Below are 26077 nucleotides of genomic sequence, written 5' to 3'. Positions count from 1 at the left end.
CCGCCACGTAAAGCAACAAATGCGTCACGTCTGTCTGGTTCAGCGAAATCGTCGCTTGCATGTCGCCAGCGTCGTGCTTAAGTATTCCCGCGTCAGACACGAGGTCTGGCGTTACCAACTCCGGGGGGAGATCCGCATGAGCGAGTTCTTCATCGGTCAGATCATGCTGACCGGTTTCGCGTTTGCGCCGAAGTATTTTGCGCAGTGCAACGGGCAATTGCTGCCGATCAATCAGAACCAGGCCCTGTTCAGTCTGCTCAGCACGCGCTTCGGCGGCGACGGCAAGACCAATTTCGCATTGCCGGACATGCGCGGGCGCACACCGATGGGCTATGGGCCATCGGCCGATCCGAGTTGGCAGCCGCCTGCAATGCCGATGGGCCAGGCCGCTGGTGCGGAGACGGTAACGCTGGTGGTCGACAACCTTCCCGCGCACACCCACCTGATGGATTGCAGCGGCGGCAACGGCGACAACCGCGTGCCCGCGGGTCGCTTGTTCGCGAACAACGTCGTCAATCCGGGTCCGGGAACGCCGCATGCGCTGTATGCCGCGCCCGGCGCGACGGTGCCCCTGTCGCAGTCCACCATCGCCAACAGCGGCGGCAGCCAGGCGCATCCGAACCTGCAGCCTTACACCACGATCAATTTCTGCATCGCGCTGTCCGGCATCTTCCCTTCTCGCAGCTAGGCGCATCCGCATCCAGGCGCGCGCAGCGCACGCAGCCTTGCGCAGGGCGCCTCATCGACCAGGAAGAATTTCATGGGTACTCCCTTCATCGGCGAAATCCGCATGTTCGGCTTCGGCCGCACTCCCCAGGGCTGGCAGGCATGCGACGGCTCGCTGCTGCCAATCTCCGAATACGAACCGTTGTACGTCCTGCTCGGCACTGTCTACGGCGGCAACGGGCAAACCACCTTCGGCGTACCGGATCTGCGCGGCCGCCTGCCGATCCACCAAGGTCAGGGACCGGGCCTGAGCAACTACGTGCTCGCCCAGCGCGCCGGCACCGAGACGGTGACGTTGACCGAACTGCAGATGCCGGCGCACACGCACACCGCCCAGGCCACCACCGCCGCGGCGACCGCGCCGGCGCCGGCCGGGCTGCTGCCGGGTGCCGTCAACGGCAGTGTGTTCTATGCCAGCGACGTCACCGGCGCCACCATGGTGGCGATGTCTACGCAAAGCACCTCGTTCGCCGGCGGCAACCAGCCGCACGACAATGTCATGCCGACGCTGACGGTGCAGTACTGCATCGCCACCACCGGCATCTTCCCACAACAGGCCTGATCCCATGCGCCGCGCCGGAATCGCTGCGGCACGCATCCGCTCCATCGGAGGAATCCGCTCATGACCGAACCCTATATCGGCGAAATCCAGCTGTTCGGCTTCGACTACAATCCCTACGGCTGGGCATTCTGCAACGGCGCCACGCTGCCGGTCGCGCAGAACACCACGCTGTACTCCCTGCTCGGCGTGGCCTATGGCGGCAATGGCAGCAGCACCTTCCAATTGCCGAACTTCACTGCACGCGCCGGTTGCCAACAGGGCGCAGGGCCAGGGCTGACCCCGCAAACGCTGGGCAGCAACTTCGGCTCCGCCTCGGAAAGCTTGCTGAGCACGCAGATCCCAATGCACCAGCACGGCGTCAATGCGTTCTCGCAAGCGGACCCCACCAAGAAGACCGGCACCCCTCTCAGTGGTGCCGCTCTATCGTCACTGAATCTCTCCAACGAGCGTCCGTTCCTGGGGGGCGCGCCGGACAAGCAATTTTCCCCGGCCATGCTGTTGCCTACCGGCACCGGCCAGGCGCACGAAAACCGGCAGCCGTATCTGGCCGTGAACTTCTGCATCGCGCTGCAGGGCAACTACCCGGCGTTCAACTGAGGCGCAAATGAGCGCTAGCGCCGCCGCGCAGGCGCCGGACTTTCCGGACCGCGCTGTTTCCTTCGCCCCGTCGGCGGCGTTGCAAACGCATGGCCTCGGTCTGCGACCGGCGCGGGCGGCGGACCTGCCCTGGCTGCGCGACCTGTACGCCAGCACCCGCAGCGCGGAGCTGGCGGCAGTGCCATGGCCCGAGGCGGCCAAGCGCGCGTTCCTCGACCAGCAGTTCGCGCTGCAGCACGCGCACTACCTGCGCCACTTCGCCGACGCCGACTTCCTGATCGTGGAAACCGCGCAGGCGCCGCTGGGCCGACTCTACCTGCAGCGCGGCGCGGCGCAACACGTGCTGGTCGACATCAGCCTGTTGCCGGCCTGGCGCGGGCAAGGCGTGGGCACGGCGCTGATCGCGCTGGCGCAAGCGCTGGCGGCCGCGGCCGGATGCGCGCTGTCGCTGCACGTGCTGCATGCCAATCCCGACGCGCAGCGCCTGTATGCGCGACTGGGCTTCGTCGCCGGCGACGCCAGCGACACCCACCTGGAGATGCATTGGCGCGCCGCCTGCGCGGCGCCGGCGCTCAGTTGAAGACCGCCTGGTACAGGAAGCCGTCGCGTTCGCGCGCCACCGGCACCAGGAAGATCCCCAGTTCGCCCAGCCGCGCGTGCCGCATCCGGTAGGTCTGCTGCGGGAACAGGAACGAGGAGGTATTGCGGAACAGCAGCGAGAACGGCGCACGCAACGCGGCTGGTTTGGCCGGCAACGGCCGCGCCTCGACCAGCACGAACGAAATCTCGCCCTCGTTCAACTCCGCCGCGAAGGTCTCGTTCACGCTCCCGGCGAAATGTTCCAACGTCAGCAATTCCATGCACGACTCCCTGTCGCGGCGCCATCGCCGCCCTGCATCGTGGCGCGACCCGGCACTGCATACAAGACCGGCACCGCGACGGCCCCCGGATCCAACGATTCGGCGATGGAGGCGGCCTGGCTTGAGCGGCACCGGACCGCGCGCAGCGGCGGCGGCGACGGCCATGCGGTTCCTGCCGCGACGCGGGATCGTCCGGCCTGCGGACACCCGCGCCGGAGCCGCCGGCGCTGTGTCACCCGCACCGGCAAACCGGACAGCCCCAGGTCCAATACACGCTGTTGCATGTACGGCGTTCCCAGACCACGCGCACACGGGCTTCACGGATGCGACAATACTGCACGGCCCAGTTCGGTTAAGTTCAGCGGACTGGTTCAATCCTGTGTTGATTTTTCGTTAAAGGCCGCGATGGCGTCTTCCGAATCCAATGTGGTGCAGCTGTCGGGGGTGCGCATCGACCGTGGCGGCCGCGCGATCCTGCGTGATGTCTCGCTGGCGGTGCCGCGCGGCAGCATCACCGGCGTGCTCGGCCCGTCGGGCAGCGGCAAGTCGACCCTGCTGGCGGCGCTGACCGGCGAGCTGGTCCCGGTCGCGGGCACGGTCGAGGTGTTCGGCCAGCCGTTGCCGCGCGGCAGCCGCGCGCTGCGCGAGACGCGCAAGAGCATCGGCGTGCTGCTGCAGGGCAACGGCCTGCTCACCGACCTGAGCGTGGCCGAGAACGTGGCGCTGCCGCTGCGCGCCCATACCCGCCTGCCCGAGCCGGTGCTGCAACGGCTGGTGGCGCTGAAGCTGCATGCGGTGGGCCTGCTCGCCGCCGCCGAGGCCTGGCCGCGCGAACTGTCCGGCGGCATGGCGCGGCGCGTGGCGCTGGCCCGCGCGCTGGCCCTGGACCCGCCGCTGATGATCTACGACGAACCGCTGACCGGCCTGGACCCGATCGCCTCCGGGGTGATCATGAGCCTGATCCAGCGCCTCAACGACACCCTCGGCCTGACCAGCATCATCGTCAGCCACCACGTCCACGAGACCCTGCCGATCTGCGACCAGGCGGTGGCCATCGCCAACGGCGGCGTGGTCTTCGCCGGCACCCCGGATGCGCTGCAGGCCAGCGCCGATCCGCTGCTGCAGCAGTTCCTGCATGGCCGTCCGGACGGCCCGATCCCGTTCGATGCGCCGCCGCGCGCGCGGAGTGCCGCCTGATGGGCGCCGTCGCCTCGATCCGCGCGCTGGGCCGCGCCGGGCTGTTCTCGATCACCGTGCTGCGCGGTTCGCTGCCGACCCGCGATTTCCTGGCCGAACTGGTCCGCGAGATCTACAAGGTCGGCGCGCGCTCGCTGCCGATCATCGCCGTCGGCGGCGCCTTCGTCGGCCTGGTGCTGACCCTGCAGGGCTACCGCACGCTGCAGACCTACGGCGCCTCCGATGCGCTGTCCACGCTGCTGGGGCTGTCGCTGTACCGCGAACTGGCGCCGGTGCTGACCGCGCTGCTGTTCATCGGCCGCGCCGGCAGCTCGATCGCCGCCGAACTGGGGCTGATGCGCGCCACCGACCAGATCAAGGCGCTGGAGCTGATGGCGATCGACCCGGTGGCCAAGGCGGTGGCGCCGCGCTTCTGGGCGGCGGTGCTGACCGTGCCGCTGCTGACCGGCATCTTCTGCTCGCTGGCGATCAGCGCCAGCTACTTCGAAGCGGTGCACGTGCTCGGCCTGGACCGCGGCACGTTCTGGTCGGCGCTGTCGAGCAGCGTGGATTTCTGGGACGACTTCGGCGTGGCGATGCTGAAGTCGGCGGTGTTCGGCGGCACCGCGGCGCTGGTGGCCTCGTATGTGGGCTTCCACGCCGAGCCGACCATCGAGGGCACCTCGGTGGCCACCACCCGCGCGGTGGTGAACGCCTCGCTGCTGGTGCTGATGTTCAATTTCGTCCTGTCGGCGCTGCTGTTCCAGTAGGGACCGCATGCCCAAAGCCCGCCCTCGGCGGCGGGCGCTTGCGCAACACCGGCCGCGGCACTGTCGCCGCGGCCCAGATGAATCAACAAGGTAGACACGTTATGGCTATCCGTGGTCCCCGTCTCGAGTTCGCCGTCGGCGCCTTCCTGCTGCTGGGCCTGGCCTCGCTGCTGGTACTGGCACTCGCCTCCACCAACCGCCAGTGGGGCTTCGGCGGCGGGCGCTACGAGCTCACCGCCCGCTTCTCGCAGATCGGCCAGCTGCGCCAGCAGGCGCCGGTGAAGATCGGCGGGGTGATCATCGGCCAGGTGGCCAGGATCGAGCTGGATCCGGCCAAGTTCGACTCGGTGGTGACCCTGGCCATCGACGACCGCTACAAGGACCTGCCGGCGGACACCTCGGCCGGCATCCTGACCAGCGGCCTGCTCGGCGAAAGCTACGTCGGCCTGCAGCCCGGCGGCGATCCGGACACGCTCAAGCCCGGCCAGGAGATCGCCTTCACCCAGCCGGCGGTGGACCTGATCCAGCTGGTCGGCAAGTACATGTTCGGCGGCGGCAGCGGCAGCGGCGGCAACGCCGGCGCAACGCCCGCTGCCGCATCCTCCGCCAACACCGCCACTCCCTCTACGGAAACGGAACCCAAGCCATGACCAACACACTGCTTTCCGCCGCTCTCGCCGCCGCCCTGGCCGTCGCCTCCCCCGCCGTCGCGCTGGCCCAGGCCGCGCCTGCCGCCGCCGCCCAGCAGGGGTCGGCCAGCAAGGTCGTGCTCGACAACAGCACCCGCATCCTGACCACGCTGGAACAGCGCCGCGCCGAGTTCAAGAGCAACAACGCCGCGCTCAAGCAGTTCATCAACAGCGAGATGGACAAGTCCTTCGACCGCGACTACGCCGCGCGCCTGGTGCTCGGCGTGCACGGCCGCGGCGCCTCCGACGCCGACGTCAAGCTGTTCGCCGATGCGATGGCCGACAACCTGATGCAGCGCTACGGCACCTCGCTGCTGACCTTCGAAGGCAAGCCGCAGGTGCGGGTGAAGTCGGAAACCCCGTTGCCGGGCGGCCGCGGCGCCAAGGTGTCCACCGAGCTGCTGCGCAGCGGCGGCGACCCGATCCCGGTCGATTACCTGGTGCGCAACGTCGGCGGCAGCTGGAAGATCTTCGACGTGATGGTGGAAGGCGTGTCGTACGTGCAGACCTTCCGCAACCAGTTCGACACGCCGCTGCGCACCAAGTCGATCCCGCAGGTCGCGGCCGATCTGCGCAACGGCGCGCTGCAGGTCGCACCGGCGAGCGGCAGTGGCAAGTGAGCCACGCCTGCGTCGCGACGGCGACACGCTCGCGTTGAGCGGCGTGCTCGACCGCGCCGCGGCCACCGCGCTGTGGCCGGCGGCGCTGCCGCTGCTGGCCGGCGCGCGTGCGCTGGATCTGCGCGACGTCGTACAAGTGGACAGCGCCGGCCTGGCGCTGCTCGCCGAACTGGCCGCACGCCTGCGTGCGCAAGGCCAGGCCGAGGTCGCCATCCATGGCGCCCCGGCCGGCCTGACCGAATTGAGCGCCGCCTACCGGCTGGCGCCGACCCTGGATTTCCAATCTCCCCCGGCGGCGAGCTGACCCCCATGAACGTGTTGCGTATCCTCACCTCCCTGGCGCTGGCCGCCGCGCTCGGCGCCTGTGCCGGCGCCCCCAAGCGCACCCCGCCGCCGCCCGCCGCGACCGCGGTGCAGGCGACACCTGCCGACACGGCCGCGGCCGATAGCGGCACCGTCGGAGACGCGGCGCCGGCCGCCGATGCGCCGGCTCCCGTCGCCGGCGACACGGTGGCCGCCGCGGCCAGCGTGCCGCCGACCGCTGGCGCCGCCACCGCCGCCGAAGACGACTACGCCGCGCTGTACGGCAGCGACCCGTACAACCCGGTCGCCGATCCGACCCTGCCGGCCGGCGTCGCCGTGCCGCAGAGCTACGATCCGTGGGAGAAGTACAACCGCAAGGTGCACAAGTTCAACAACGTGGTCGACCGCACGGTGGCGCGGCCGCTGGCGCGCGCCTACGTCAACGTGGTGCCGCGGCCGGTGCGGCTGGGCGTGACCAACTTCTTCGACAACCTCAGCTCGCCGCTGACCATGGTCAACCAGCTGCTGCAGGGCCGCCCGCTGCAGGCCGGGCAGACCCTGGGCCGGTTCGTGATGAACAGTACCCTGGGCATCGGCGGCATCTTCGACCCGGCCAGCGACGCCAAGCTGCCGCGGCGCAGCGAGGACTTCGGCCAGACCCTGGGCGCCTGGGGCTGGCGCCGTTCGCGTTACGTGGAGCTGCCGCTGTTCGGGCCGCGCACGGTGCGCGACGTGTTCGGCCTGGCCGGCGACGCGCCGCTGTCGCCGCTGCGGCAGATCGAGGAGGACACCGTGCGCATCGGCCTGCAGGGCCTGCAGCTGGTGGATACGCGCGCGCAGCTGCTGTCGCTGGACAGCATGCGCGACAACGCGCCGGACGAGTACCAGCTGACCCGCGACGCGTGGATGCAGCGCCGTGCCTACCAGATCGAAGGCGACCTGCGCAGCCACAACAAGCGCCAGGACAACGACCTGCCCGACTATCTGCGCGAGGAAGAGACCAATCCGACGGTGCCGGTGGACGCAATGCCGATCCCGGAGTGGCGCGGCGGCAACCGCTGAATCGCGCGGGTTGGTGGCGGTACGAAAAACCCGGCTTCGGCCGGGTTTTTTTGTGGCTGGCTTTTTCCTGCCATCTGCACCGTGATCGTAAGCGGGATTGCCGCACGCCGCGTAGCGCGACGCGCCCGATGACGGCGGACGCCCTGCATCCAGCAGTCCCCCGCTCCTGCTGTTGCTCCTGCTGTTGCTTTGCTTTTGATTTAGCGGGCCCCCCTAGGCACGGCAGCCCCGGCGGGCGAATACCCGAAGGGCGGCGCGCAGGATGCGCGCCGTTTTTCGCTGGCACATGGATGTGCCATCGAAAAATGCCCGTCGGGGCTGCGGACCCGGAGCGCGCAGCGCGGAGGGCGCGCTGCGGAAGGGAACCCGGAAAATCAAAAGCAATAGCCAAAGCCAAAGCAACTACAACTGCAAAGGCAAAAGCAAAGGCAAAGGCGAGGGTGCCAGCAAGAACCGCGGCAGACTGCGCGCCATCGCAGCAACCATCGGGACGCCCTGGCATCAGATCGCTGGCCGTGAAAATGCCTGACTGCCACCGTGAAACGACTCCGAATGCGCTCGGCCTTCCGCCGCGATGAGCGAACGAAAGTAGCTCCGGCCTCTGCCGATGCCGGAGCCGATGACCAGCGTCCCTCCTGCCGCGCACTCAGCAAGCCAGCCGCGCTCCCCTGTAGGAGCGGTTTCAACCGCGACGAACGGAGCCGGGAATCGTTAGGCCCTCGGCGAGTTGTCGGGGCTCAAGCCCATGCCTTTCAACGTCTTTGGCCAGAGCCAATAAAAATCAATTGATTACAGCTGCGACGCGCGAGCGCAATTCGCTACACCTGTTGCGTCTTCCAACACCATCAGCAGGACATCAGCGGGTTACAAAAGTGGGACATCAAAGACGTTGAAAGGCATGGGCTGAAGCCCCTCCTGCAGTGCATCCGGATAGTCCTGCATCGCCTGCGGCATCCCAGCGCGCAGTGGACATCCCGGGCGGCTAGGCGGCCAGCGCCGCCTCGATCGCCGTGCGCAGGCGCGGATCCTCGGCGGTCACGTCCGGGGCGAAGCGGCCCAGCACCTGGCCGTCGCGGCCGACCAGGAACTTCTCGAAGTTCCACAGCACGCCCGGCGCCGGATTGGGCTCGATGCCGTAGCCGACCAGCTTCTCGCGCATCGGGCCTTCGCCCTCGGTGTGCGGCTGCGCCTGGATCAGCGCGCGGTACAGCGGATGCGTCGCCTCGCCGGTGACCGCGATCTTGGCGAACATCGGGAAGGTCACATCGTAGGTGAGCTGGCAGAACTGCTGGATCTCCGCCTCGCTGCCCGGCTCCTGGCCCTTGAAATCGTTGGCCGGGAAACCGAGCACGTCCAGTCCGTCGGCGCGCTTTTCGCGGTACAGCGCTTCGAGCCCTTCGTACTGCTTGGTCAGGCCGCACTTGGAGGCGACATTGACGACCAGCAGCACCTTGCCGCGATGCGCGGCCAGCGATGCGGGCTGGCCGTCGATGGTGGTCAACGGGAGGTCATAGATCGATTGGCTCACGTGCGGCTCCTGCAACAAGATGGAGCGCAAGCATAGGCGCATGGCCACGCAACGGCTATCGCGCGACGGCCTGGGCGTGTCCTTCAGCCGGAGCAAGCCGCGCCGCTCCTGTCCATGCACGGGGGAGCAAGCGCACATGCGTCCACGCCGGCATCATGACGCCGGCCCGCACGTGCGCAGGAGCGGCCCTGCGGGTTGGCGATGGCAGATCCAACACACCCCGCTCGGGACTGGAGCGCACGCCCTCAATCGATGCAGATCTGCGATCCGCCCACGCCGCCCTGGACGACCTGCCGGCAGCCGTAGTTCTCGCTGATGTCGCGCTGGCATGCGCCCTGCGCGGCAGTGCCGGTGGCCACCGGCGTGACCGCCAGGCAATCGCCGCGGCACTGGCTTTTGTCGCTGCACGCCTTGCCGGCATCGGCGAACGGGACCACGCACTTGAGCAGTCCGCGACGGCCGAGCGGACGCAGGCTGCCGCCTTGCGCCTTACACGTCGCGGCATCGGCCGCAGCGGCGCCATCGCCGCCCGGCTGCGGCGCGGATGCCGCGGGGGTCGCCTGCGGGTTTGGACCGCTACTGCAGGCAGCCAGCAACAGGCAGGACAACAGGGGCATGCACCATCGCATCGACATCGGCGTCTCCATTCGGCCAGGTTCCGGCGCGCAGTATCGCAATGCGCCGTCGCTGGCAGGTGCATGGGCGTGCGCGATACCGCCGATTCCCTGTCCTGGCGTGTGAGATCGCCGTCGCCGGCAGCAGCGACGGCAACCCGAAACAGCGCGCGGCACATCGGCCAGCCTCTGCGCCGCACGCAGCGCAGCCAGGTGCATGGCGTGCGCGGTGCCGCCTATTCCTGCTCGTCGCGCGCGGGATCCTCGTCCGCCTCGGCATCGGCGCTGGGCAGTTCGAGATCGAGCAGCGGCGTGAACTGCGCATCGGCCAGCGTCTCCACCCCGCGCAGGCGGCGCTCGATGGTGCGGGTCTTGCGGCTGGCATCGCCCAGGCTCTTGCCGACGGTGCCGATCTGTTTCTCGGCCTTTTCCAGAATGCCGGCGAACTTGCCGAACTCGCTCTTGACCGCGGCCAGCACGCCCCACACTTCGCTGGAGCGCTTCTCGATGGCCAGCGTGCGGAAGCCCATCTGCAGGCTGTTGAGCAACGCGGTGACGGTGGTGGGGCCGGCGATGACGATGCGGTGCTCGCGCTGCAGCAGGTCGGCCAGGCCGGGCCGGCGCAGCGTCTCGGCGTACAGGCCCTCGGTGGGCAGGAACATCACCGCGAAATCGGTGGTGTGCGGCGGGGCGATGTACTTGTCGCTGATCGACTTGGCCTGCACCCGGATCGCGCGCTCCAGCTGCGCGCCCATCGCCAGCACCTGGTCCGCATCGCCCTGTTCCTGCGCGTCGAGCAGCCGCTCGTAGTCCTCGCGCGGGAACTTGGCATCGATCGGCAGCCACACCGGCGTGTCCTCGTGGCCGCGGCCGGGCAGGCGCACCGCGAAATCGACCGCCTCGTTGCGCTCCGGGCGCACCCGCACGCCGCGCGCGTACTGCTCCTGGGTCAGGGTCTGCTCGAGGATGTTCTCCAGCTGCACCTCGCCCCAGCCGCCGCGGTTCTTGACGTTGCTCAGCACGCGCTTGAGATCGCCGACGCCGGTGGCCAGCTGCTGCATCTCGCCCAGCCCGCGCTGGACCTGCTCGAGCCGTTCGGAGACCAGCTTGAACGAGGCGTCCAGGCGCGTGTTGAGGGTGGTCTGCAGCTTCTCGTCGACGGTGCCGCGCATCTGCTCGAGCTTGGCCGCGTTGTCGGCCTGCAGTTCCTTCAAGCGCTCTTCCAGGGTGCTGCGCATCTCGCCGATGCGCTGCTCGTTGCGCTGGATCAGTTCGTTGAGCCGCTGGCCGAGCGTGTCGGCGAAGCGCTGCTGCGACTCGGCGCCTTCCAGGCGGCCCTTGCGTGCGTCCTCGACCAGGGTCTCGCGCAGCGCGGTCAGGTGCGCGTCGATGCGCGCGATCAGCTCGCTCTGCTGCTGGCCGAACTGCAGCATGCGCGCATCCTGCTGCTGGCCGAACGCATCGAGCTGGCTGCGCATCTCGACCAGGCGCTGGTTGAGCAGCTCGGCCACGCGTTGCTGCGCCTCGCCGGCCTCGACCCGGCCGCGCCGCGCGTCTTCGGTCAAGGCCTCGCGCAGCAGGTCCAGGCGCTGGTCGGTGCGGGTGGACAGGTCGGCGAGATGGCGGGCGAAACCTTCGCTGCGCGCATCCTGCTGCCGCGCCAGGCTGTCGAGCTGCTCGCGCAGTTCGCCGCGGCCGCCGCGCTGTTCCTCGCGCAGGGCCTGCTCCAGCGCCGTGTGGTTGTTCCGGCGCAGCAGCAACGCCAGCACCAGCACGATGACGGCGCACAGCAGGCCGGCCAGGATCAGGAAATGGGAATCGGTTTGCATGCCGCCAGTGTAGCCGGCTGCGTCTCAGGCGCTGCGCCATGCGGCGACCTGCACACTGCCGTGCCTGCGCGGATGGCCCGCCGCTGGGGCAAGCCAGGCGCGCCACACGACGTGCCATCTCGGCGACCGCTCCGCGGCTGCATTGCACAGGGCCGCGTCCTGATGCACGCTCGGCCGCTCCGCCTGGCCCCGCGCTCCATGCTCACCCTCTACGGCAAGTCGTCCTCGATCAACGTGCGCAAGGTGCTGTGGCTGTGCGCGGAGCTGGACCTGCAGATCGAGCAGCTGCCCTACGGCGCCGGCTTCGCCGCGGTGGACACGCCGGCGTTCCGCGCGTTGAACCCGAACGCGCTGGTGCCGGTGCTGCGCGACGGCGACTTCGTGCTGTGGGAATCCAACAGCATCTGCCGCTACCTGGCGGCACGCCAGCAGCGCGCGGACCTGCTGCCGACCGCGCCGCAAGCGCGGGCAACGGTCGAGCAGTGGATGGACTGGCAGGCCAGCGAACTCAACAACGCGTGGCGCTACGCGTTCATGGCCTTGGTCCGCGACAGCCCCGCGCATCGCGATGCGCAGGCGCTGGCACAGGGCGTGGCCGGCTGGCACCGGCACATGGGCATCCTCGACGCACAGCTGCAACGTACCGGCGCCTACGCGGCGGGCGCGGATTTCACCGTGGCCGACATCGTGCTCGGCCTGTCCACCCAGCGCTGGATGGCCACGCCGATGGCGCGGCCGCCGTTGCCGGCAGTGGCGGCGTACTACGAACGGCTGTCGGCACGCCCGGGCTTTCTGGCGCACGGGCGCAACGGCATGCCGTAACCGTTCCCCGCGCAGCGCGTGCCGCCGCGGCGCTGTGTTTGCCCATGGCGATACGTTGGTATAGGCGGGCGATGCGCATGGCCATGAAAAAGCGCCGCATGCGCGGTGGCCGTCGCCAGGCCACGTATGCCAAGCTTTGCCGCGTCGCGAAGCTGCAGCCCGGCCACCGCGGCAAGACCTCGTGCATCCCCACTGCCGCCAGCGTTGGCGGGGTGAGGATGCCGTGTCTTGTCGCAGCGCCAGCGCCACCGCCGCGTCCACGCCCGCAACGCCTGCGTCCGCCGCCGACGCCGCAACCGCGCACGTCCGCCCTCATCCGGAGACCGCCATGGACCCCGACCCGCATCCGCGTGGCGCCATCGCCACGCTCCCGCCTGCGCTGTCCTTTTCACGCTTGCCCGGTCCCGCCGCGGAGACGTCCGCCCATCCGCAAGGGTGAGGCGCCCCTTCCGGCAGCACGCCGGAAGGAGGTTCTCATGCTGCTGTACACGTCCCGTTTCCAACGTGCCCTGCACCGCGCCGTGCGCGCGGCGGTGGCCATGCACCGCGCCGACATCCTGTGCCAGCTGCTCGCCACCCATGGCGTGCGCGCGTTCGCCAAGGCCCTGTCCCGCTTCCCCGGGCGCGTGCTCGCCGATGCGCTGTCGCTGCTGCCCGGCGAGGACCGCATCCGCGTGCTGGTGCGCCTGTCGCGGCCGGCGCGGCGGCGCCTGTGCCAGCCCGGTCCCGCCGTGGCGATGCTGCCGGGCTGGCGGCAGAGGATGCTGGGGTGGTGGTCGGATTCGGCGGCGGCGCTGCGACGCGCGATTGCCACGCATCTGCCGCATCATGCCCGGTCCCTGTCGCCCGACATTTCCCCAGGCATTGCGATGACCCATTCGATCCGCCCCCGGTCGCCGCGCTGATGGAAGCGCTGCGCCTGTTCAATCTCGCCTCGCTGCTCGACACCCTGGTGAGCCTGTCCACCGCCTTCGCGCTGGGCGCGCTCATCGGCTTCGAGCGGCAGGTGCGGCAGCGCACCGCCGGCCTGCGCACCAATACCCTGGTCGCGGTCGGCGCAGCCATCTTCGTCTCGCTCGGCGACCGCCTGTTCGAGATCCATGGCGGCACCCAGGGTGCGGTGCAGGTGGTGGCCTACGTGGTCTCCGGCATCGGTTTCCTCGGCGCCGGGGCGATCATGAAGGAAGGCGCCAACATCACCGGGCTCAACACCGCCGCCACCCTGTGGGGGTCCGGCGCGGTCGGCGCCTGCGCCGGCGCCGGGCTGGTCGCCGAGGCGGTGCTGGCGGCGGTGTTCGTGCTGCTCAGCAACACCCTGCTGCGCCCGGTGGTGAACCGGATCAACCGCCGCCCGCTGGAGGAATCCTCGATCGAGGCGACCTACGTGTTCTACGTGATCTGCGCCCGCGGCGTGCACGGCGAGGTGCGCGAGCGGCTGATCGAGTTGCTGGAGGCCGCGCACTACCCGGCGCGCGAGGTGGACCAGCATCCGTTCGGCCAGCACGACGTGGAGATCGCCGCGACGCTGTACGCGACCGCGGTGCGCGCCGATGAGCTGGATGCGGTGATCCAGCACCTGGAAGGCGAAGCCGGTGTACAACAGGCGTTCTGGAACGCCGGCGCCGAAGGCTGATTGCGCGGCCCCGCACCAGCCCCTGCCCACCGCCATGACGCCGATGACCCGCTGCTTCACCTCGCCCTCGCCGCATCGCCGCCTGCTCGCGCTGGCGGTGCTGCTGCTGGCGCTGGGCGCGATCTTCGCCGCCGATACGCTGACCGATTACGGGGTCGCCGCCGCGCTGTTCTATACCGTGGTCATCCTGGTCGCGGTACGGCTGCTCACCCGCCTCGGCATGCTGCTGCTCGCCGGCGCCTGCATCGTGCTGATCGTGCTCAGCTTCCAGCTCAGCTCCGCCGGCGCGTACCGGGTGGGCGTGATCAACTCGGTGATCAGCATCGTGGTGGTGGCGGTGACCACCTCCATCGCGGTGCAGATGGAGCGCGCCAAGGCCGCCGCACACGCGGCACAGGCGCAGCTGCTGCGTCTGGCGCGCGCGCGCAGCCTGGGCAGCCTGACCGCCTCGATCGCGCACGAGGTCAACCAGCCGCTGGCCGCCATCGTCACCAGCGGCAACGCCTGCCAGCGCTGGCTCGGCCAGCAGCCGCCGAACCTGGAGCGGGCGCAGGCGGCGCTGCAGCGGATCCTCGACGACGCCAATCGCGCCAGCGAGGTGATCGCGCGGATCCGCAGCCTCAGCAAGGGCGAGGCGCCACGCAAGCGCGCGTTCGACCTCAACGCCGCGGTGCTGGACGTGCTGGCGCTGTCGCGCGGCGAGCTGGAGCGCAACGCCATCGCGGTGCGGGTGGAACTGGCGCCGGCGCTGCCGCCGGTGCTGGCCGATCGGGTGCAGATCCAGCAGGTGGTGGTCAATCTGTTGCTGAACGCGATGGAGGCGATGGCGGGCACGCCGGCCGATGCGCGGTCGATCCTGATCGGCTCCGCGCAGGAGGATGCCGGTTCGGTGCGGCTGACCGTGGCCGATGCCGGCGTCGGCCTGTCGGCCGAGGCGCAGGCGCGCCTGTTCGACGCGTTCTGGACCACCAAGCCCGACGGCATCGGGATCGGCCTGAGCATCAGCCGCAGCATCGTCGAGGCCAGCGGCGGGCGGATCTGGGCCGCGCCGCGCAGCCCCTGCGGCGCGGTGTTCGGCGTCTGCCTGCCGATCGCAAAACCGGGAGCACGCCCATGAACCTGCCGCTGTCCGAACAGCGCCCGGTGGTGTACCTGATCGACGACGACGCCTCGATCCGCGCCGCGCTGGAAGACCTGTTCGCCTCGGTCGACCTGCAGGTGCACGCGTTCGGCTCCAGCCGCGAATTCCTGCAGCACCCGCTGGCCGACGCGCCCAGCTGCATGGTGCTGGACATCCGCATGCCCGGGCAGAGCGGCATGGAATTCCACCGGCAACTGCTCGAGACCGGACTGAACCTGCCGACCATCTTCATCACCGGCCACGGCGACATCGCGATGAGCGTGGAAGCGATGAAGAACGGCGCGATCGAGTTCCTCACCAAGCCGTTCCGCGACCAGGACCTGCTCGACGCGATCCAGCACGGCATCGCCCGCGACCGCGAGCGCCGCCAGCGCGAGGCCGCGCTGGCCGACCTGCGCGGGCGCTGGGCGACGCTGACCGCGGGCGAGCAGGAGGTGACCCGGCTGGTGGTGCAGGGGCTGCTGAACAAGCAGGTCGCCGCGCGCCTGCAGCTGAGCGAGATCACGGTGAAGGTGCGGCGCGGCCAGGCGATGCGCAAGATGAAAGCGGGCTCGCTCGCCGAACTGGTACGGCTGGCCGAGCGGATCGGGCTGTAGCGCCCGCCGCAGCGCGGCGGCCGCATGCCGCGAGGGCGACAACGGCGGCCACCTCGGCGCCGCACAAGATGCCCGGGCATAGCATTGCTGCACCGCATTGGGCGACACTCGCCGGCTTGTCCTGTCGCTCCCCGAGGCCCGCATGTCGTTCCTGTTCCGGCGCAAGTCGCTCGATCTGGTCACCGTCCACGAAGCGGGGCGCCGGCTGGTGCCCACGCTGAGCTGGCCGCACCTAGTGGCGCTGGGCATCGGCGCGATCGTCGGCACCGGCATCTACACCCTGATCGGGGTCGGCGCGCACCTGGCCGGGCCGGCGGTGCTGCTGTCGTTCGCGGTGGCCGGGGCGATCTGCGCCTGCGCCGCGCTGGCCTACGCGGAGATGGCGACGCTGATGCCGGCCGCCGGCAGCGCCTACACCTACAGCTACATCGCGCTCGGCGAGAGCATCGCCTGGGTGGTCGGCTGGAGCCTGATCCTGGAGTACTCGCTGGTGGTCAGCACGGTGGCGGTGGGCTGGTCGGGCTATGCGGTCGGCTTCCTCAAGGGCGTGGGCGTGGACCTGCCGCTGTGGCTGACCGCCGGGCCGCACGCCGGCGGCGTGGTCAACCTGCCGGCGGTGCTGATCACCTTCGTGGTCGCCGGCATGCTGATGCTCGGCACCCAGGCCAGCGCTACGGTCAACGCGGTGCTGGTGGCGGTGAAGATCGTCGCCCTGACCGTGTTCGTGGTGATCGCGCTGCCGCATTTCGACAGCGCGCGGATGGAGCCGTTCATGCCGTTCGGCTTCGCCAAATCGATGGGCGCCGACGGCGTGGAGCGCGGGGTGATGGCCGCCGCGGCGATCATCTTCTTCGCCTTCTACGGCTTCGACGCGATCTCCACCGCCGCCGAGGAAACCAAGAAGCCCGAGCGCGACCTGGCGATCGGCATCCTCGGCTCGATGGTCGGCTGCACCCTGATCTACGTGCTGGTGGCGCTGTCGGCGGTCGGTGCGATGAGCTACACGGTGTTCGGCCAGAGCGCCGAGCCGCTGGCGCTGATCCTGCGCGAACTCGGCCAGGGCAAGGCGGCTACGCTGATCGCCGCGGCGGCGGTGATCGCGCTGCCGACGGTGCTGCTGGCGTTCCTGTACGGACAGAGCCGGATCTTCTTCGTGATGTCGCGCGACGGGCTGCTGCCGCGCGGCCTGTCCAAGGTCAGCGCGCGCACCGGCACGCCGGTGGCGACCACGCTGTTCACCGCGATTTTGGTCGCGGCGCTGGCCGGCGTGGCGCGGCTGGACGAAATCGCCGCGCTGGCCAACGCCGGCACCCTGGCCGCGTTCATCGCGGTGGCCGCGTGCCTGCTGGTGCTGCGCGTGCGCGAGCCCGGCCGCGAGCGCAAGTTCCGCACGCCGCTGGCCTGGGTGGTCGCCCCGCTGGCGATCGGCGGCTGCCTGTACCTGTTCTGGAGCCTGCCGCACACCACGCAGAAGTGGTTCGCGTTGTGGAACGCGATCGGCGTGGTCGCCTACCTGCTGTACGGGCGGCGCCACAGCCTGCTGCAAGGCGAGCAGACGCGGCAGTGACGCCGTCCTTCCAGGCCCTGCTGGCGCGCCACATCGGCACCGCCTTCGCCCGGCAGATGGCGCTGGCCGACCTGCTCGGCGAACGCGGCTGGCGCCTGGATCTGGCCGAGGGGATCGCGCACTTCGGCGACGACCTGCACTTCCCGGTGCAATTGCTGGGCAGCGCCGCCGAGGACAGCGCCAGTTGGCTGTGGGCCTGGGCCAACACCGCCAGCGAGCTGCCGGAGAACCTGCTGGTCGCGGCCAACGCACTGCGCGAGTGCGGCGAGCGCGACGGTCTGGCCGAGCTGGCCACCGCGTCGCTGCCGCTGGACGACGACGGCCATACGATTGCCCTGCTCGCCGCCGCGCTGAGTGCGCGCTGCTATTACCGCGGCCCGTACCGCGGCGGCGCGCTGTTCTTCGTGCTCGACGACGTCCCCGCCGCGGTGTTCGCGCCATGCGACGATCCGCGCGTGCTCAGCCTGCTCGGGCAATTGGTCGCGCAGTTCCCGCTCGATCATCGGGCGATGACCGAAGGCTTTCTCGACGACCAGGGGTATGCGCTGCGGCGCGAGCCCGGGCAGACCGTGGCCACGCGCGGCGGCAGCCGGATCACCCTTGCCTTCGATGCGCTGGATCGCTTGACCCAATTACAAGGCAGCCTGGCGCCGCAGCAAGCCCCCACGACGGCGGCGGAAAAGCCGGCGCCGAAATGGCAGTTCTGGAAAAAGTAACAGCCGCCTTAGCCCCTCTCCCATTGGGAGAGGGGTTGGGGTGAGGGTACGGCGCGAAGCGTCTCGCTGGGTTTGGGTACGAGGCTGCGCCGCACCTCCCAATCCCTGGCTCAATCCCGTAAGGGTGGCCACAGGCGCGCAGTGTGGATCAACGCCAGTATCCACACCGTTTCGCCATCTATCTCGTAGACCAGGCAATAATGCTCGTGCGGGATCAGTTCGCGCGTGCCCGCGATCCTTCCCGCTCGACCGAGCATGGAGTGACGCTCCAAGGTAAGCGCCGCCTCGCTGAATAATTCGTCCAACCGGACAGCCGCCTTCGGGTTATCGGCCGCAATATGCTCCCAGATATCGCCGCGATCCTGCTGCGCCTCGGGCGTCCAGACGACCCTCATCTGCTGTGCGTCACGCTGGCCCGGCGCGCGGCAAACGCGGCCTCGACCTCCTCGTTCGGCTGTCCTTGTCCGGCATGCATCGAGACGCGACCGGCCTCCACTTTGCTGCGCAGGAACGCTTCGTACTCGCGCGATTCGCGCTGACGTTGCACGAACTCACGCATCAGTTCCCGCAGCACCTGCGAGGCCGGCCGATGCACTGCCTCGGCCTCGGCAACGAATTCGTCGCGCAATTCGGGCTCAAGCTTCATGGTGAACACGGCTTGTTTCGACATGGCTGATCTCCGGCCTGAGGTACTGCAAAAGTATATACCTCGTCATGACCAGAGCCGCGACACCGCAGGCAAGGGCAAGGGCTTCATAGCAAGACTGAAAGCATCGCCGTCAGCCATCAGCGAGCGCACGCTTATACGCGCTCAGCGCGCCGGCGCCGCCGCCCGCCGGAATTCGCTGAAGTAGAACAGCAGCGCGGCCACGCCGAAGCCGGCGCCGAGCAGCGACAGCCCCGACCAGCCGGCATAGGCGAACACCGCCGCGGCCAGCACCGAGCCGGTGGCGCCGCACAGGAACACCGAGGTCATGAACAGGCCGTTGAGGCGACCGCGCTGCTCCGGCGCCAGCATGTAGATGCTGCGCAGGCTCAGCACCTGGCAGACCTGCACCGCCGCATCCAGCACCAGCGCGGCGACCACCAGCCACAGCAGCGCATGCGCGTGCGCGGCCCAGGCGCCGATGCCGAACGACAGCGCCGCCGCGGCCAGCGCCCAGCCGGTGGCCGGGCGGGTCCAGCCGCGGTCGGCCATGCGCCCGGCCAGCGGCGCGACCAACGCCCCGGCGGCGCCGGCCAGCGCGAACAGCGCGATGTGCCGCTGGTCCATGCCGAAGGACTGCGCCAGCAGCAGCGGCGAGCCGGTCCAGAACACGTTGAAGGCGGCGAACATCATCCCCTGGTAGAACGCGCGCCGGCGCAGCAGCGGCGTGGCAGCATACAGGCGCGGCAGCGAGGCCAGCACCGCCGCATAGGACGCGCGCTGCGCGGGCCGGCGCTGCGGCAGGCGCCAGCGCAGCACCGCCATCAGCAGCAGCATCATGCCGGCGGACAGGAAGAACACCGCGCGCCAGCCCAGGGTGGCGGCGACGAAGCTGGAGAACGGCCGCGCCAGCATGATCCCGGCCAACAGCCCGCCCATCACCGTGCCGACCACGCGGCCGCGGCTCGCTTCCGGGGCCAGGTGCGAGGCGAACGGCACCAGGATCTGCGTGGCCACCGCGCACACCCCGACCACGAACGAGCCGACCAGGAAGCTGGCCGCCGACTGCGACAGGCCGATGCCGAGCAGGCCCAGCACCACCCCGCCCAGCAGCGCGATCGCCAGGCGCCGGTTCTCGGCCACGTCGGCCAGCGGCACCAGCAACAGCAGGCCGGCGCCGTAGCCGAGCTGGGTCAGCGCCACGATCAGCCCGGCCAGGCCCGCGTGCAGGCGCAGTTCCGGCGCGATGATGCCGATCAGCGGTTGCGAGAAATAGATGTTGGCCACCGCCAGGCCGCAAGCGGCGGCGAACAGCGCGATCAGGCCGGAGGACAGGCCGGCGGGTGCCGCATCGGCCTTGGAAGCGAGTGGGGACATGGGGGAGCCTGGCAGCGAAGGCGCCACGGTAGGCGCCGACACCGGCGGACTCAAGCCGTCCCGCCACGACACAGCGTTGCGCCGTGGCGGGGCGTGCCGTCAATCCCGAGCAGATCGCCGCGGGAATGGGGGATACCCCAGGGTGCACGCCGCGCGGACTCAGCCGGCGCGGCGCGACCCATCGATTACCACCAACGCATGCCTTCGAAGGGGTTCCAGCTGGTGCTGCCCTTCTTCCGCTCCAGGTAGTAGGCGTAGTTGGCGATCATGCCGACCAGCAGCGAATAGGCCACGCCCAGGCCGTTGACGACCATCTTCGGCAGGAAGAACGACAGCACGCCGATCGCCACCGAGATGCCGATCAGCACGATCGCCTTGCGCCACAGCCCGAGGATGAAGAAGTAGATCCAGCCGAAGAAGAACGCGAAGAAGTTCATGTTGATCTTCAGGCGCTCGCCGAACGACAGCGCCTTGAACGCCGGCTTGAAGTCGGGCGAGGTCGGACCGCCATGGCGGTCGAAGAAATCGAAGCGGAACTGCCACTTCGGGCTGAGCGGCGCGCGCTCGGGGAGGTTCTGGTTGTTCATGTAGACGCAATTCCTTTTTGTAATCGTTTTCATTGTAGCTGAACAGGCCAGCCCCGCACCATACGCCGCCTTGCTTGGCACCAATGCGGCGCGCATGGTTCACCGCTGAAGCGGGCTGCGCCGTAGCCGGTCGTCCGATCCGCATCGGTGCCGGTGCACGTCCGCAACCCGGCTTGCGGACGCGGCAGATGCCATGGGTGCGCCACAGGCGCGCGCGACGCCACGCTCCGGTCACCGTCCCAGGCCGTGTCCGATCCTGATCGCCTCGGCCACGTTCCTGGCCGCGGTGCGCAGGTTCGCCGCCGCCTCGGCCAGCGCCTGCTCCAGCATGCCGGCGCGCTGCACCGCGCCGAACATCGCGTCGATGCCATGCGCATGCAGCAATTCGGCGCCGGCACCCAGCCCGCCGGCGATCGCGATCACCGGCTTGCCGTGGCGCCTGGCGATACGCGCCACGCCGAGCGGCGTCTTGCCGTGCAGACTCTGGCTGTCGAGGCGGCCCTCGCCGGTGATCACCAGATCGGCCTCGGCCACCAGCGCGTCCAGCCCCACCGCCTCGGCAACGATGTCCGCGCCCGGGCGCAATTGCGCGCCCAGAAAGGCGACCAGCGCCGCGCCCAGGCCGCCACCGGCACCGCCGCCAGGCACCGCGGCGACCGCGATGCCCAGCTCGGCCTCGATCACGGCGGCGTAGTGCTGCAGGTTGGCGTCGAGTTGCGCGACCAGCGCCGGCGCGGCGCCCTTCTGCGGCCCGAACACCGCCGAGGCGCCCGCCGGCCCGGTCAGCGGGTTGTCGACATCGCAGGCGACCTCGATCACACACTGCCGCAATCGCCGATCCAGGCCGCTCGCATCGATCCGCGCGAGCGCCGCCAGCGCGCCGCCGCCGATGCCTGCGGCGAGCGCGCGGCCTTGCGCGTCGAGCAGGCGCACGCCCAGGGCCTGCGCCATGCCGGCACCGCCATCGTTGCTGGCGCTGCCGCCGATGCCGACGACGATGCGCCGCGCGCCGGCATCCAGCGCCGCCAGGAGCAGCTCGCCGACGCCGTAACTGGTGGCGGCGAGCGGGTCGCGCCGGGCCGGCGACAGCAGCGCCAGCCCGCTCGCCGCGGCCATCTCCACGATCGCGGTGCCGCCATCGCCAGTGATGCCGAAAAAGGCCTCGACCGGCGCGCCCAGCGGCCCGGTCACCGTGCGGGCGACGACGCGCCCGCCGGTGGCCGCGACCAGCGCGGCGACCGTGCCCTCGCCGCCGTCGGCGACCGGCACCTTGCGGTAGCTCCACGCCGGGAACACGGCGCGAAAGCCCGCTTCGATCTGCGTGGCCACCTCCAGCGCGGACAGGCTTTCCTTGAACGAATCCGGGGCGATGACGATCTTCATGTCGCCCCGATGCTAGCCGATGCGGCGGCGCCGGTTCGGCGCGTGCAGCCTTGCGCGATCCGATGCCGAGCCGGTCTTCGGCCATCGGCGAGCGCCAGGCCGGGCGCCACGCCCAAGCGCGACAGCGCGACACGGCCCCGCCGGCGCAGCGCTCAGGAAGCGCCGCTGCGCGCCTGCGCGGCCGCCCAGTCCTGCGCCTGCTGCATCACCCGCAACACGTTGCCGCTCCAGATGGCGGCGATCTGCTGCTCGCTGTAGCCCTTGCGCAGCAACCAGGCGGTGATCTTGGGCAGGTCGCCGACGTCCTCCATGCCGATCACGCCGCCACCGCCGTCCCAGTCCATGCCGATGCCCACGTGCTCGGGGCCGATCAGCGCCAGCACGTGGTCCAGGTGCGCGAAGAAGTCGTCCAGCGTCGCCTGCCGCACCGGGTACCTGGCATCCAGCGCCTTCATCTCCTCGCCGAGCCTGGGTCCGTCGGCCAGTTGCAGATGCTCCCAGCCGCCGTACCTGGCGATCAACGCCTGCTCGGCGGCCTTGCGCTCAGGGCTGGCGCCGTTGTCGATCAGGTAGCCGCCGTAGGAATTCATCTGGATCACCCCGCCGTGCGCGGCCAGCACCTTCAGCCGCGCATCGTCGAGGTTGCGCGGATGCGCGTGCACCGCGCGCGCGCCGCTGTGCGAGAGCAGGATCGGCACCGGCGACAGCGCGATCAACTGGTCGAACACCGCATCGGAAGCATGCGACTGGTCGATGACGATGCCCAGCTTCTGCGCCTGCTGCACCAGCTCGCGCCCCGCGGGACCGAGCCCGTGCCATTCCGGTCCCTTCGGGTCCGTGGCCGAATCGGCGAATTCGTTGTTGAGGAAATGCGCCGTGCTCATCAGCCGCAGGCCCTGCGCGTGGTAGAAGCGCAGCAGCGTGGGATCGGCGACCAGCGGGCTGGCGTTCTCCATGCTCAGGTACACCACGCGCTTGCCGGCGGCCTTGATCCGCGCCGCATCGGCCGGCGTGGTGGCCAGGCCGAACTGCTGCGGGTGCGCCGCGAGCAGCGCGTGGATCGCCATCAGGCGCTGCAGCCCGGCATCGCGGTCGTCCAGGTGCGCCTGCGCGCTGCGGTCGCCCTGGCCGGTGTAGATCGCCCAGAAGCCGCCGTCCAGCGCGCCGGCGACCATGCGCGGATAGTCCACCTGCGCCAGCCGATTGCCGGCATGCGCGGTCATCATGTCGAAATCGCCGCGTTCGAAATTGGCCGGCGTATCCAGGTGCGAATCCAGGGTCAGCAGCCGCTGCTGCAACGCCGTGGCGCGGGCCAGCTCGGCCTTGCTGAAGTCGACGGCATGCGCCGGCAGCACCGCGGCCAGCGCCAGCGAAAGGGAAAGACACAGGGCTCGCAGCGTCATGCGCAAGAACTCTCGGATAGGGCGTCGAGCCGATGATAGCCATGCCGCGACCTCCGGGCCGCGTCGCGGCGGGTAGGTGCACGCATCGGGGTGGCGCCACGCTTGCCGCCCGGCGCGATCAAGCCGCGCAACGTTGGCCGATGCCGGTCCGCCACGCGCATCCGGCATGCCCCGCTCGCCAGGCGAGGCCCCCGCCAGCAGCAGCGCAGGCCGTGCCGGCGCTACCGACCGATCCCGTGCGCGCGTGACGCAATCGGCGCGGCATGCGCGCCGGTACGCACGCCACTGCGCATCATGCCGGCGCCGGCACCGCGACAGGGGTCCGTCCCGCCCACACCTCAGGCTCGGCCTTGCAATAGCGCGCGATGAACGCCTCCTGCGACGGCATCTGCGCCACCGCGCGGTCGATGGGCTGGCGGATCGTGTCGAGGAACTGCTGCAACTGCTGGTCCGGCAGCGCGCGTGCCAGCAGGTGGTGCTGCGCCGGCACGATGCCCTGGCCGAGCAGCACATGGATCCACGAATCCACCCGGAACAGTTCGTCGCTGCCCTGCCAGGCATGCGCGCGCTCGCGCCAGGCGCGCAGCCGCTGCTGCAGCGACTCGGGCAGCGCCATCTCGCGGCAGGCCTGCCACATCGGTTCGTCGCGCTGGTTGGCGTGGTAGTGCAGGATGATGAAATCGCGCACGTGTTCCATCTCGGCGCGGCTGACCTCGTTGTAGATGTCCGCCATCGCCGGGGCGATGCCCTCGGTGGGGAACAGCGTGATCAGCCGCATCACCGCGGCGATGGTCAGGTGGATGCTGGTCGATTCCAGCGGTTCGATGAAGCCGCTGGCCAGGCCCAGCGCGACCACGTTCTTGTTCCAGGCCTTGAGCCGGCGGCCGCTGCGGAACGGCACCAGCCACGGGTCCTTGATCGGCGGCGCAGCGGCGTCGTGCAGCAGCTTGGCGCGGGCCTCGTCGTCGGACAGGTGCGCGCTGGAGAACACCAGTCCGCAACCGACGCGGTGCTGCAACGGGATGTGCCAGCGCCAGCCGGCGGCATGGGCGATGGCGCGGGTGTAGGGCACCGGCGCCGCCACCGCCTCGGTCTGCACCGCCACCGCGCGATCGCATGGCAGCCACTGCGTCCAGTCCTCGTAGCCGGTGTGCAGGGTCTGCTCGATCAGCAGGCCGCGGAAGCCGGTGCAGTCGATGAACAGGTCGCCTTCGATCGGCGTGCCGTCTTCCAGCAGCAACGCCTCGACGAAGCCGCTCTCGGCGTGCTGTCGCACCTGCTGGATCTTGCCCTCCACGCGCTTGAGCCCATGGCGCTCGGCGTGGCGGCGCAGCAGGCGCGCGTACAGCCCGGCATCGAGGTGGTAGGCGTAGTTGACCGGCGGCGACTGTTGCAGCGCGAAACGGTCCGCGCGCGAGGCCACCGTCTCCAGGCAATAGTCGCCCAGGTCGGACAGCATCCCGCGGCGCTGCGCTTCCAGCCAGAAATGGTGGAACGCGCAGACCAGGGTGCTCTGTCCGGTGAGGCCGAACGGATGGAGGTAGCGCTCGCCATGCCGGCGCCAGTTCTCGAACGAGATGGACAGCTTGAAGGTGCCGGCCACGGCGCGCAGGAAGTCCTGCTCGTCGATCTGCAGGAAACGGTGGAAGCTGCGGATCGGCGGTACCGTGGATTCGCCCACGCCGACCGTGCCGATCTGCTCGGACTCGATCAGGGTGATGTCCAGCAGCTCGCGGAACTGGTGCGCCAGCGCACAGGCGGCGATCCAGCCCGCCGTGCCGCCGCCCGCGATCACCACCTTGCGTATCTGGCCCATTGCCTCGTCTCTCCTGCGGTCGTGAATGGCCGCGTCAGCGGTTGAGCTTGGCCAGCAGCATCGCGCGCAGCTGCCGCGCCCGTGTGTCGTCGATCGGCCCGAGCAGCTGCCGCGCCTGCGCCGGCAGGTGCGCGCCGGCACGCTCGGCCGGCCCGAACACGTAGTAGTCGAAGATGGCGCGCCACGCCTGTTTTTCCGCGTCCGGCCGGTCGCGGATCGCCCACAGCGCGTGATGCAGCGCCTGCATCGGCGCCGGCAGGTACGCCGGCGCGCTGCTCCACCAGTAGTTGACCAGCACGTTGAACGCTTCCAGCCCCTCCACGTGGTGCCACCAAAGGCTGGGCAGGAACAGCGCATCGCCCGGCTCCAGCACCGCGCTGCGGCCATGCGCCAGCGCATCGCGAAAGCGCGGGTAGCGCGCGACATCGGGCGCGGCGAAATCCACCACGCTGATCGCCTGCCCGCCCGGCGTCGGCTCCAGCGGGCCGGGATACAGATTGCCGATCTGCTCCGGCGGGAACACCGTGAAGCGGCGCCGGCCGACCGCGCAGCAGGCCAGATTGTTCGGCGCGTCGTAGTGGCAGGACGCAGTGATGCGGTTGCCGATCCAGATGCTCGGCCGCGCCTGGACGCCGTGCGCGGCGAAGTCCACATCGTTGCCGTCGCGGAACCCCGGCAGGCTGTCGTCCACCGGCAGCGAGGCCAGGTAATAGGCCGGCGGTTGCGGATCGTCCAGGTGCGCGGCGATCGCGTCCAGCAGGCCGTGCAGATCGCCGCGCCGCACCTCGAAGTTCAACGCAGTGAAGTCGTCGTTGTAGAACGGCCGGCCGGCGATCTCCGGCGCACCGTAGGAATACTGCAGCGGGCGGCCGTTGCTGTGCCCGCGCAGCGTGTCCATCGCCGCGCGCGTGCCGCGCAACCCGGCCTGGACCAGCGCCCAGTCGCGCGCCACGCCGCGCAGCACCACCGGCTCGCCGGCATCGAGCAGGTCGGCCAGCGGCAATGCGCCGGCCCGGCAATCGCTGCGCTCGGCAATCGCCGCCAACGCTTCCAT

30 protein-coding genes are annotated in these 26077 nt (G+C 70.0%); 18 read left to right on the top strand and 12 right to left on the bottom strand.

The annotated features are described in order from the left end of the window. Nucleotides 1-136: 136 nt before the first annotated feature. From NRY95_00660 to NRY95_00645, 4 genes are all read left to right on the top strand, one after another. Nucleotides 137-688, top strand: a complete 552-nt coding sequence (locus NRY95_00660) for a tail fiber protein (GenBank protein UYC18674.1) — start codon at nucleotides 137-139, stop codon at nucleotides 686-688. Between the two features lie 72 nt (nucleotides 689-760). Continuing rightward, entirely contained in the window at nucleotides 761-1288 is a 528-nt protein-coding gene (locus NRY95_00655; GenBank protein UYC16534.1) for a tail fiber protein, read from the top strand. 60 nt (nucleotides 1289-1348) lie between these two features. After that, nucleotides 1349-1885 carry a tail fiber protein gene (locus NRY95_00650; GenBank protein UYC16533.1) on the top strand — a complete coding sequence of 179 codons (537 nt, stop codon included), beginning with the start codon at nucleotides 1349-1351 and terminating at the stop codon, nucleotides 1883-1885. 7 nt (nucleotides 1886-1892) lie between these two features. Next, a complete protein-coding gene (locus tag NRY95_00645) occupies nucleotides 1893-2465 on the top strand; it encodes a GNAT family N-acetyltransferase (GenBank protein UYC16532.1) in 573 nt (190 codons plus the stop codon). Here NRY95_00645 and NRY95_00640 read toward each other — a convergent pair. Continuing rightward, nucleotides 2458-2745, bottom strand: coding sequence for a hypothetical protein (locus NRY95_00640; GenBank protein UYC16531.1), 288 nt, complete (start codon nucleotides 2743-2745; stop codon nucleotides 2458-2460). The two genes, NRY95_00645 and NRY95_00640, sit on opposite strands and share 8 nt — an antisense overlap. 405 nt (nucleotides 2746-3150) lie before the next feature. On the opposite strand from NRY95_00640, the gene NRY95_00635 reads away from it, so the two are divergent. The 7 genes from NRY95_00635 (at nucleotide 3151) to NRY95_00605 (ending at nucleotide 7894) form a co-directional block, all read left to right on the top strand. Next, nucleotides 3151-3942: an ATP-binding cassette domain-containing protein gene (locus NRY95_00635; GenBank protein UYC16530.1), complete on the top strand. Its 792-nt coding sequence runs from the start codon at nucleotides 3151-3153 to the stop codon at nucleotides 3940-3942. Beyond that, complete coding sequence (locus NRY95_00630) at nucleotides 3942-4691, top strand: MlaE family lipid ABC transporter permease subunit (GenBank protein UYC16529.1); 750 nt, start codon at nucleotides 3942-3944, stop codon at nucleotides 4689-4691. Before NRY95_00635 ends, NRY95_00630 begins: the two co-directional genes overlap by 1 nt. 101 nt (nucleotides 4692-4792) lie before the next feature. Beyond that, nucleotides 4793-5341 carry an outer membrane lipid asymmetry maintenance protein MlaD gene (mlaD, locus tag NRY95_00625; GenBank protein ID UYC16528.1) on the top strand — a complete coding sequence of 183 codons (549 nt, stop codon included), beginning with the start codon at nucleotides 4793-4795 and terminating at the stop codon, nucleotides 5339-5341. Next, nucleotides 5338-6000, top strand: a complete 663-nt coding sequence (locus NRY95_00620; GenBank protein ID UYC16527.1) for an ABC transporter substrate-binding protein — start codon at nucleotides 5338-5340, stop codon at nucleotides 5998-6000. The genes mlaD and NRY95_00620 overlap by 4 nt, the downstream gene beginning before the upstream one ends. Beyond that, nucleotides 5990-6304, top strand: a complete 315-nt coding sequence (locus NRY95_00615; GenBank protein UYC16526.1) for an STAS domain-containing protein — start codon at nucleotides 5990-5992, stop codon at nucleotides 6302-6304. Before NRY95_00620 ends, NRY95_00615 begins: the two co-directional genes overlap by 11 nt. A gap of 5 nt (nucleotides 6305-6309) precedes the next feature. Then, the gene (locus NRY95_00610) at nucleotides 6310-7365 is read left to right on the top strand and encodes a VacJ family lipoprotein (protein UYC16525.1); all 1056 of its coding nucleotides are present in this window, start codon (nucleotides 6310-6312) and stop codon (nucleotides 7363-7365) included. A 262-nt stretch (nucleotides 7366-7627) separates the two neighbouring features. Beyond that, on the top strand, nucleotides 7628-7894 hold the full coding sequence (locus NRY95_00605; protein UYC16524.1) for a hypothetical protein: 267 nt from the start codon (nucleotides 7628-7630) through the stop codon (nucleotides 7892-7894). 453 nt (nucleotides 7895-8347) lie between these two features. Here the strand turns inward: NRY95_00605 and NRY95_00600 are convergent, their stop codons facing one another. From NRY95_00600 to rmuC, 3 genes are all read right to left on the bottom strand, one after another. Continuing rightward, entirely contained in the window at nucleotides 8348-8893 is a 546-nt protein-coding gene (locus NRY95_00600; protein UYC16523.1) for a glutathione peroxidase, read from the bottom strand. Nucleotides 8894-9138: 245 nt separating this feature from the next. Then, nucleotides 9139-9510: a hypothetical protein gene (locus NRY95_00595; protein UYC16522.1), complete on the bottom strand. Its 372-nt coding sequence runs from the start codon at nucleotides 9508-9510 to the stop codon at nucleotides 9139-9141. Nucleotides 9511-9743: 233 nt separating this feature from the next. Next, complete coding sequence (gene rmuC / locus NRY95_00590) at nucleotides 9744-11336, bottom strand: DNA recombination protein RmuC (GenBank protein ID UYC16521.1); 1593 nt, start codon at nucleotides 11334-11336, stop codon at nucleotides 9744-9746. Between the two features lie 198 nt (nucleotides 11337-11534). Between rmuC and NRY95_00585 the strand changes: the two genes are divergently transcribed. The 7 genes from NRY95_00585 (at nucleotide 11535) to NRY95_00555 (ending at nucleotide 17811) form a co-directional block, all read left to right on the top strand. Then, nucleotides 11535-12158, top strand: a complete 624-nt coding sequence (locus tag NRY95_00585) for a glutathione S-transferase (GenBank protein UYC16520.1) — start codon at nucleotides 11535-11537, stop codon at nucleotides 12156-12158. 539 nt (nucleotides 12159-12697) lie between these two features. Then, on the top strand, nucleotides 12698-13063 hold the full coding sequence (locus NRY95_00580; protein UYC16519.1) for a hypothetical protein: 366 nt from the start codon (nucleotides 12698-12700) through the stop codon (nucleotides 13061-13063). After that, nucleotides 13063-13791, top strand: coding sequence for an MgtC/SapB family protein (locus NRY95_00575; GenBank protein UYC16518.1), 729 nt, complete (start codon nucleotides 13063-13065; stop codon nucleotides 13789-13791). The genes NRY95_00580 and NRY95_00575 overlap by 1 nt, the downstream gene beginning before the upstream one ends. Before the next feature lie 34 nt (nucleotides 13792-13825). Continuing rightward, nucleotides 13826-14908 carry an ATP-binding protein gene (locus NRY95_00570; protein UYC16517.1) on the top strand — a complete coding sequence of 361 codons (1083 nt, stop codon included), beginning with the start codon at nucleotides 13826-13828 and terminating at the stop codon, nucleotides 14906-14908. An 8-nt stretch (nucleotides 14909-14916) separates the two neighbouring features. Continuing rightward, nucleotides 14917-15528, top strand: coding sequence for a response regulator (locus tag NRY95_00565; GenBank protein ID UYC18673.1), 612 nt, complete (start codon nucleotides 14917-14919; stop codon nucleotides 15526-15528). 142 nt (nucleotides 15529-15670) lie between these two features. Beyond that, nucleotides 15671-17095: an amino acid permease gene (locus NRY95_00560; GenBank protein UYC16516.1), complete on the top strand. Its 1425-nt coding sequence runs from the start codon at nucleotides 15671-15673 to the stop codon at nucleotides 17093-17095. After that, nucleotides 17092-17811 (top strand): hypothetical protein, encoded by a 720-nt coding sequence (locus NRY95_00555; GenBank protein ID UYC16515.1) that lies wholly within the window; start codon nucleotides 17092-17094, stop codon nucleotides 17809-17811. Before NRY95_00560 ends, NRY95_00555 begins: the two co-directional genes overlap by 4 nt. Before the next feature lie 110 nt (nucleotides 17812-17921). Here the strand turns inward: NRY95_00555 and NRY95_00550 are convergent, their stop codons facing one another. From NRY95_00550 to NRY95_00515, 8 genes are all read right to left on the bottom strand, one after another. Then, nucleotides 17922-18206: a type II toxin-antitoxin system RelE/ParE family toxin gene (locus NRY95_00550; GenBank protein UYC16514.1), complete on the bottom strand. Its 285-nt coding sequence runs from the start codon at nucleotides 18204-18206 to the stop codon at nucleotides 17922-17924. Continuing rightward, the gene (locus NRY95_00545; GenBank protein UYC16513.1) at nucleotides 18203-18481 is read right to left on the bottom strand and encodes an antitoxin of toxin-antitoxin stability system; all 279 of its coding nucleotides are present in this window, start codon (nucleotides 18479-18481) and stop codon (nucleotides 18203-18205) included. Before NRY95_00545 ends, NRY95_00550 begins: the two co-directional genes overlap by 4 nt. 141 nt (nucleotides 18482-18622) lie before the next feature. Next, on the bottom strand, nucleotides 18623-19834 hold the full coding sequence (locus NRY95_00540) for an MFS transporter (protein ID UYC16512.1): 1212 nt from the start codon (nucleotides 19832-19834) through the stop codon (nucleotides 18623-18625). A 185-nt stretch (nucleotides 19835-20019) separates the two neighbouring features. Further along, on the bottom strand, nucleotides 20020-20421 hold the full coding sequence (locus NRY95_00535) for a DUF2628 domain-containing protein (GenBank protein ID UYC16511.1): 402 nt from the start codon (nucleotides 20419-20421) through the stop codon (nucleotides 20020-20022). 231 nt (nucleotides 20422-20652) lie between these two features. Further along, nucleotides 20653-21804 (bottom strand): glycerate kinase, encoded by a 1152-nt coding sequence (locus tag NRY95_00530; protein ID UYC16510.1) that lies wholly within the window; start codon nucleotides 21802-21804, stop codon nucleotides 20653-20655. Nucleotides 21805-21956: 152 nt separating this feature from the next. Further along, nucleotides 21957-23207 carry a dipeptidase gene (locus NRY95_00525; GenBank protein UYC16509.1) on the bottom strand — a complete coding sequence of 417 codons (1251 nt, stop codon included), beginning with the start codon at nucleotides 23205-23207 and terminating at the stop codon, nucleotides 21957-21959. A gap of 292 nt (nucleotides 23208-23499) precedes the next feature. Further along, nucleotides 23500-25023: a tryptophan 7-halogenase gene (locus NRY95_00520; protein UYC16508.1), complete on the bottom strand. Its 1524-nt coding sequence runs from the start codon at nucleotides 25021-25023 to the stop codon at nucleotides 23500-23502. Nucleotides 25024-25057: 34 nt separating this feature from the next. Beyond that, a complete protein-coding gene (locus NRY95_00515) occupies nucleotides 25058-26077 on the bottom strand; it encodes a cupin-like domain-containing protein (protein UYC16507.1) in 1020 nt (339 codons plus the stop codon).

The organism is Xanthomonas campestris pv. phormiicola, from assembly GCA_025666215.1.
Classification (GTDB): Bacteria; Pseudomonadota; Gammaproteobacteria; order Xanthomonadales; family Xanthomonadaceae; genus Xanthomonas_A; species Xanthomonas_A campestris_A.
The sequence above is the reverse complement of the archived record's forward strand: the minus strand, read 5'-3'. Positions and strand labels throughout refer to the sequence as shown.

Bases quoted from the DNA above. Each gene is read 5' to 3' on its own strand.
- NRY95_00660 (UYC18674.1), top strand. From the start codon at position 137: ATGAGCGAGTTCTTCATCGGTCAGATCATGCTGACCGGTTTCGCGTTT.
- NRY95_00655 (UYC16534.1), top strand. From the start codon at position 761: ATGGGTACTCCCTTCATCGGCGAAATCCGCATGTTCGGCTTCGGCCGC.
- NRY95_00650 (UYC16533.1), top strand. From the start codon at position 1,349: ATGACCGAACCCTATATCGGCGAAATCCAGCTGTTCGGCTTCGACTAC.
- NRY95_00645 (UYC16532.1), top strand. From the start codon at position 1,893: ATGAGCGCTAGCGCCGCCGCGCAGGCGCCGGACTTTCCGGACCGCGCT.
- NRY95_00640 (UYC16531.1), bottom strand. From the start codon at position 2,745: ATGGAATTGCTGACGTTGGAACATTTCGCCGGGAGCGTGAACGAGACC.
- NRY95_00635 (UYC16530.1), top strand. From the start codon at position 3,151: ATGGCGTCTTCCGAATCCAATGTGGTGCAGCTGTCGGGGGTGCGCATC.
- NRY95_00630 (UYC16529.1), top strand. From the start codon at position 3,942: ATGGGCGCCGTCGCCTCGATCCGCGCGCTGGGCCGCGCCGGGCTGTTC.
- mlaD (UYC16528.1), top strand. From the start codon at position 4,793: ATGGCTATCCGTGGTCCCCGTCTCGAGTTCGCCGTCGGCGCCTTCCTG.
- NRY95_00620 (UYC16527.1), top strand. From the start codon at position 5,338: ATGACCAACACACTGCTTTCCGCCGCTCTCGCCGCCGCCCTGGCCGTC.
- NRY95_00610 (UYC16525.1), top strand. From the start codon at position 6,310: ATGAACGTGTTGCGTATCCTCACCTCCCTGGCGCTGGCCGCCGCGCTC.
- NRY95_00605 (UYC16524.1), top strand. From the start codon at position 7,628: ATGCGCGCCGTTTTTCGCTGGCACATGGATGTGCCATCGAAAAATGCC.
- NRY95_00595 (UYC16522.1), bottom strand. From the start codon at position 9,510: ATGCCCCTGTTGTCCTGCCTGTTGCTGGCTGCCTGCAGTAGCGGTCCA.
- rmuC (UYC16521.1), bottom strand. From the start codon at position 11,336: ATGCAAACCGATTCCCATTTCCTGATCCTGGCCGGCCTGCTGTGCGCC.
- NRY95_00585 (UYC16520.1), top strand. From the start codon at position 11,535: ATGCTCACCCTCTACGGCAAGTCGTCCTCGATCAACGTGCGCAAGGTG.
- NRY95_00580 (UYC16519.1), top strand. From the start codon at position 12,698: ATGCACCGCGCCGACATCCTGTGCCAGCTGCTCGCCACCCATGGCGTG.
- NRY95_00575 (UYC16518.1), top strand. From the start codon at position 13,063: ATGGAAGCGCTGCGCCTGTTCAATCTCGCCTCGCTGCTCGACACCCTG.
- NRY95_00570 (UYC16517.1), top strand. From the start codon at position 13,826: ATGACGCCGATGACCCGCTGCTTCACCTCGCCCTCGCCGCATCGCCGC.
- NRY95_00560 (UYC16516.1), top strand. From the start codon at position 15,671: ATGTCGTTCCTGTTCCGGCGCAAGTCGCTCGATCTGGTCACCGTCCAC.
- NRY95_00550 (UYC16514.1), bottom strand. From the start codon at position 18,206: ATGAGGGTCGTCTGGACGCCCGAGGCGCAGCAGGATCGCGGCGATATC.
- NRY95_00545 (UYC16513.1), bottom strand. From the start codon at position 18,481: ATGTCGAAACAAGCCGTGTTCACCATGAAGCTTGAGCCCGAATTGCGC.
- NRY95_00540 (UYC16512.1), bottom strand. From the start codon at position 19,834: ATGTCCCCACTCGCTTCCAAGGCCGATGCGGCACCCGCCGGCCTGTCC.
- NRY95_00535 (UYC16511.1), bottom strand. From the start codon at position 20,421: ATGAACAACCAGAACCTCCCCGAGCGCGCGCCGCTCAGCCCGAAGTGG.
- NRY95_00530 (UYC16510.1), bottom strand. From the start codon at position 21,804: ATGAAGATCGTCATCGCCCCGGATTCGTTCAAGGAAAGCCTGTCCGCG.
- NRY95_00525 (UYC16509.1), bottom strand. From the start codon at position 23,207: ATGACGCTGCGAGCCCTGTGTCTTTCCCTTTCGCTGGCGCTGGCCGCG.
- NRY95_00520 (UYC16508.1), bottom strand. From the start codon at position 25,023: ATGGGCCAGATACGCAAGGTGGTGATCGCGGGCGGCGGCACGGCGGGC.
- NRY95_00515 (UYC16507.1), bottom strand. From the start codon at position 26,077: ATGGAAGCGTTGGCGGCGATTGCCGAGCGCAGCGATTGCCGGGCCGGC.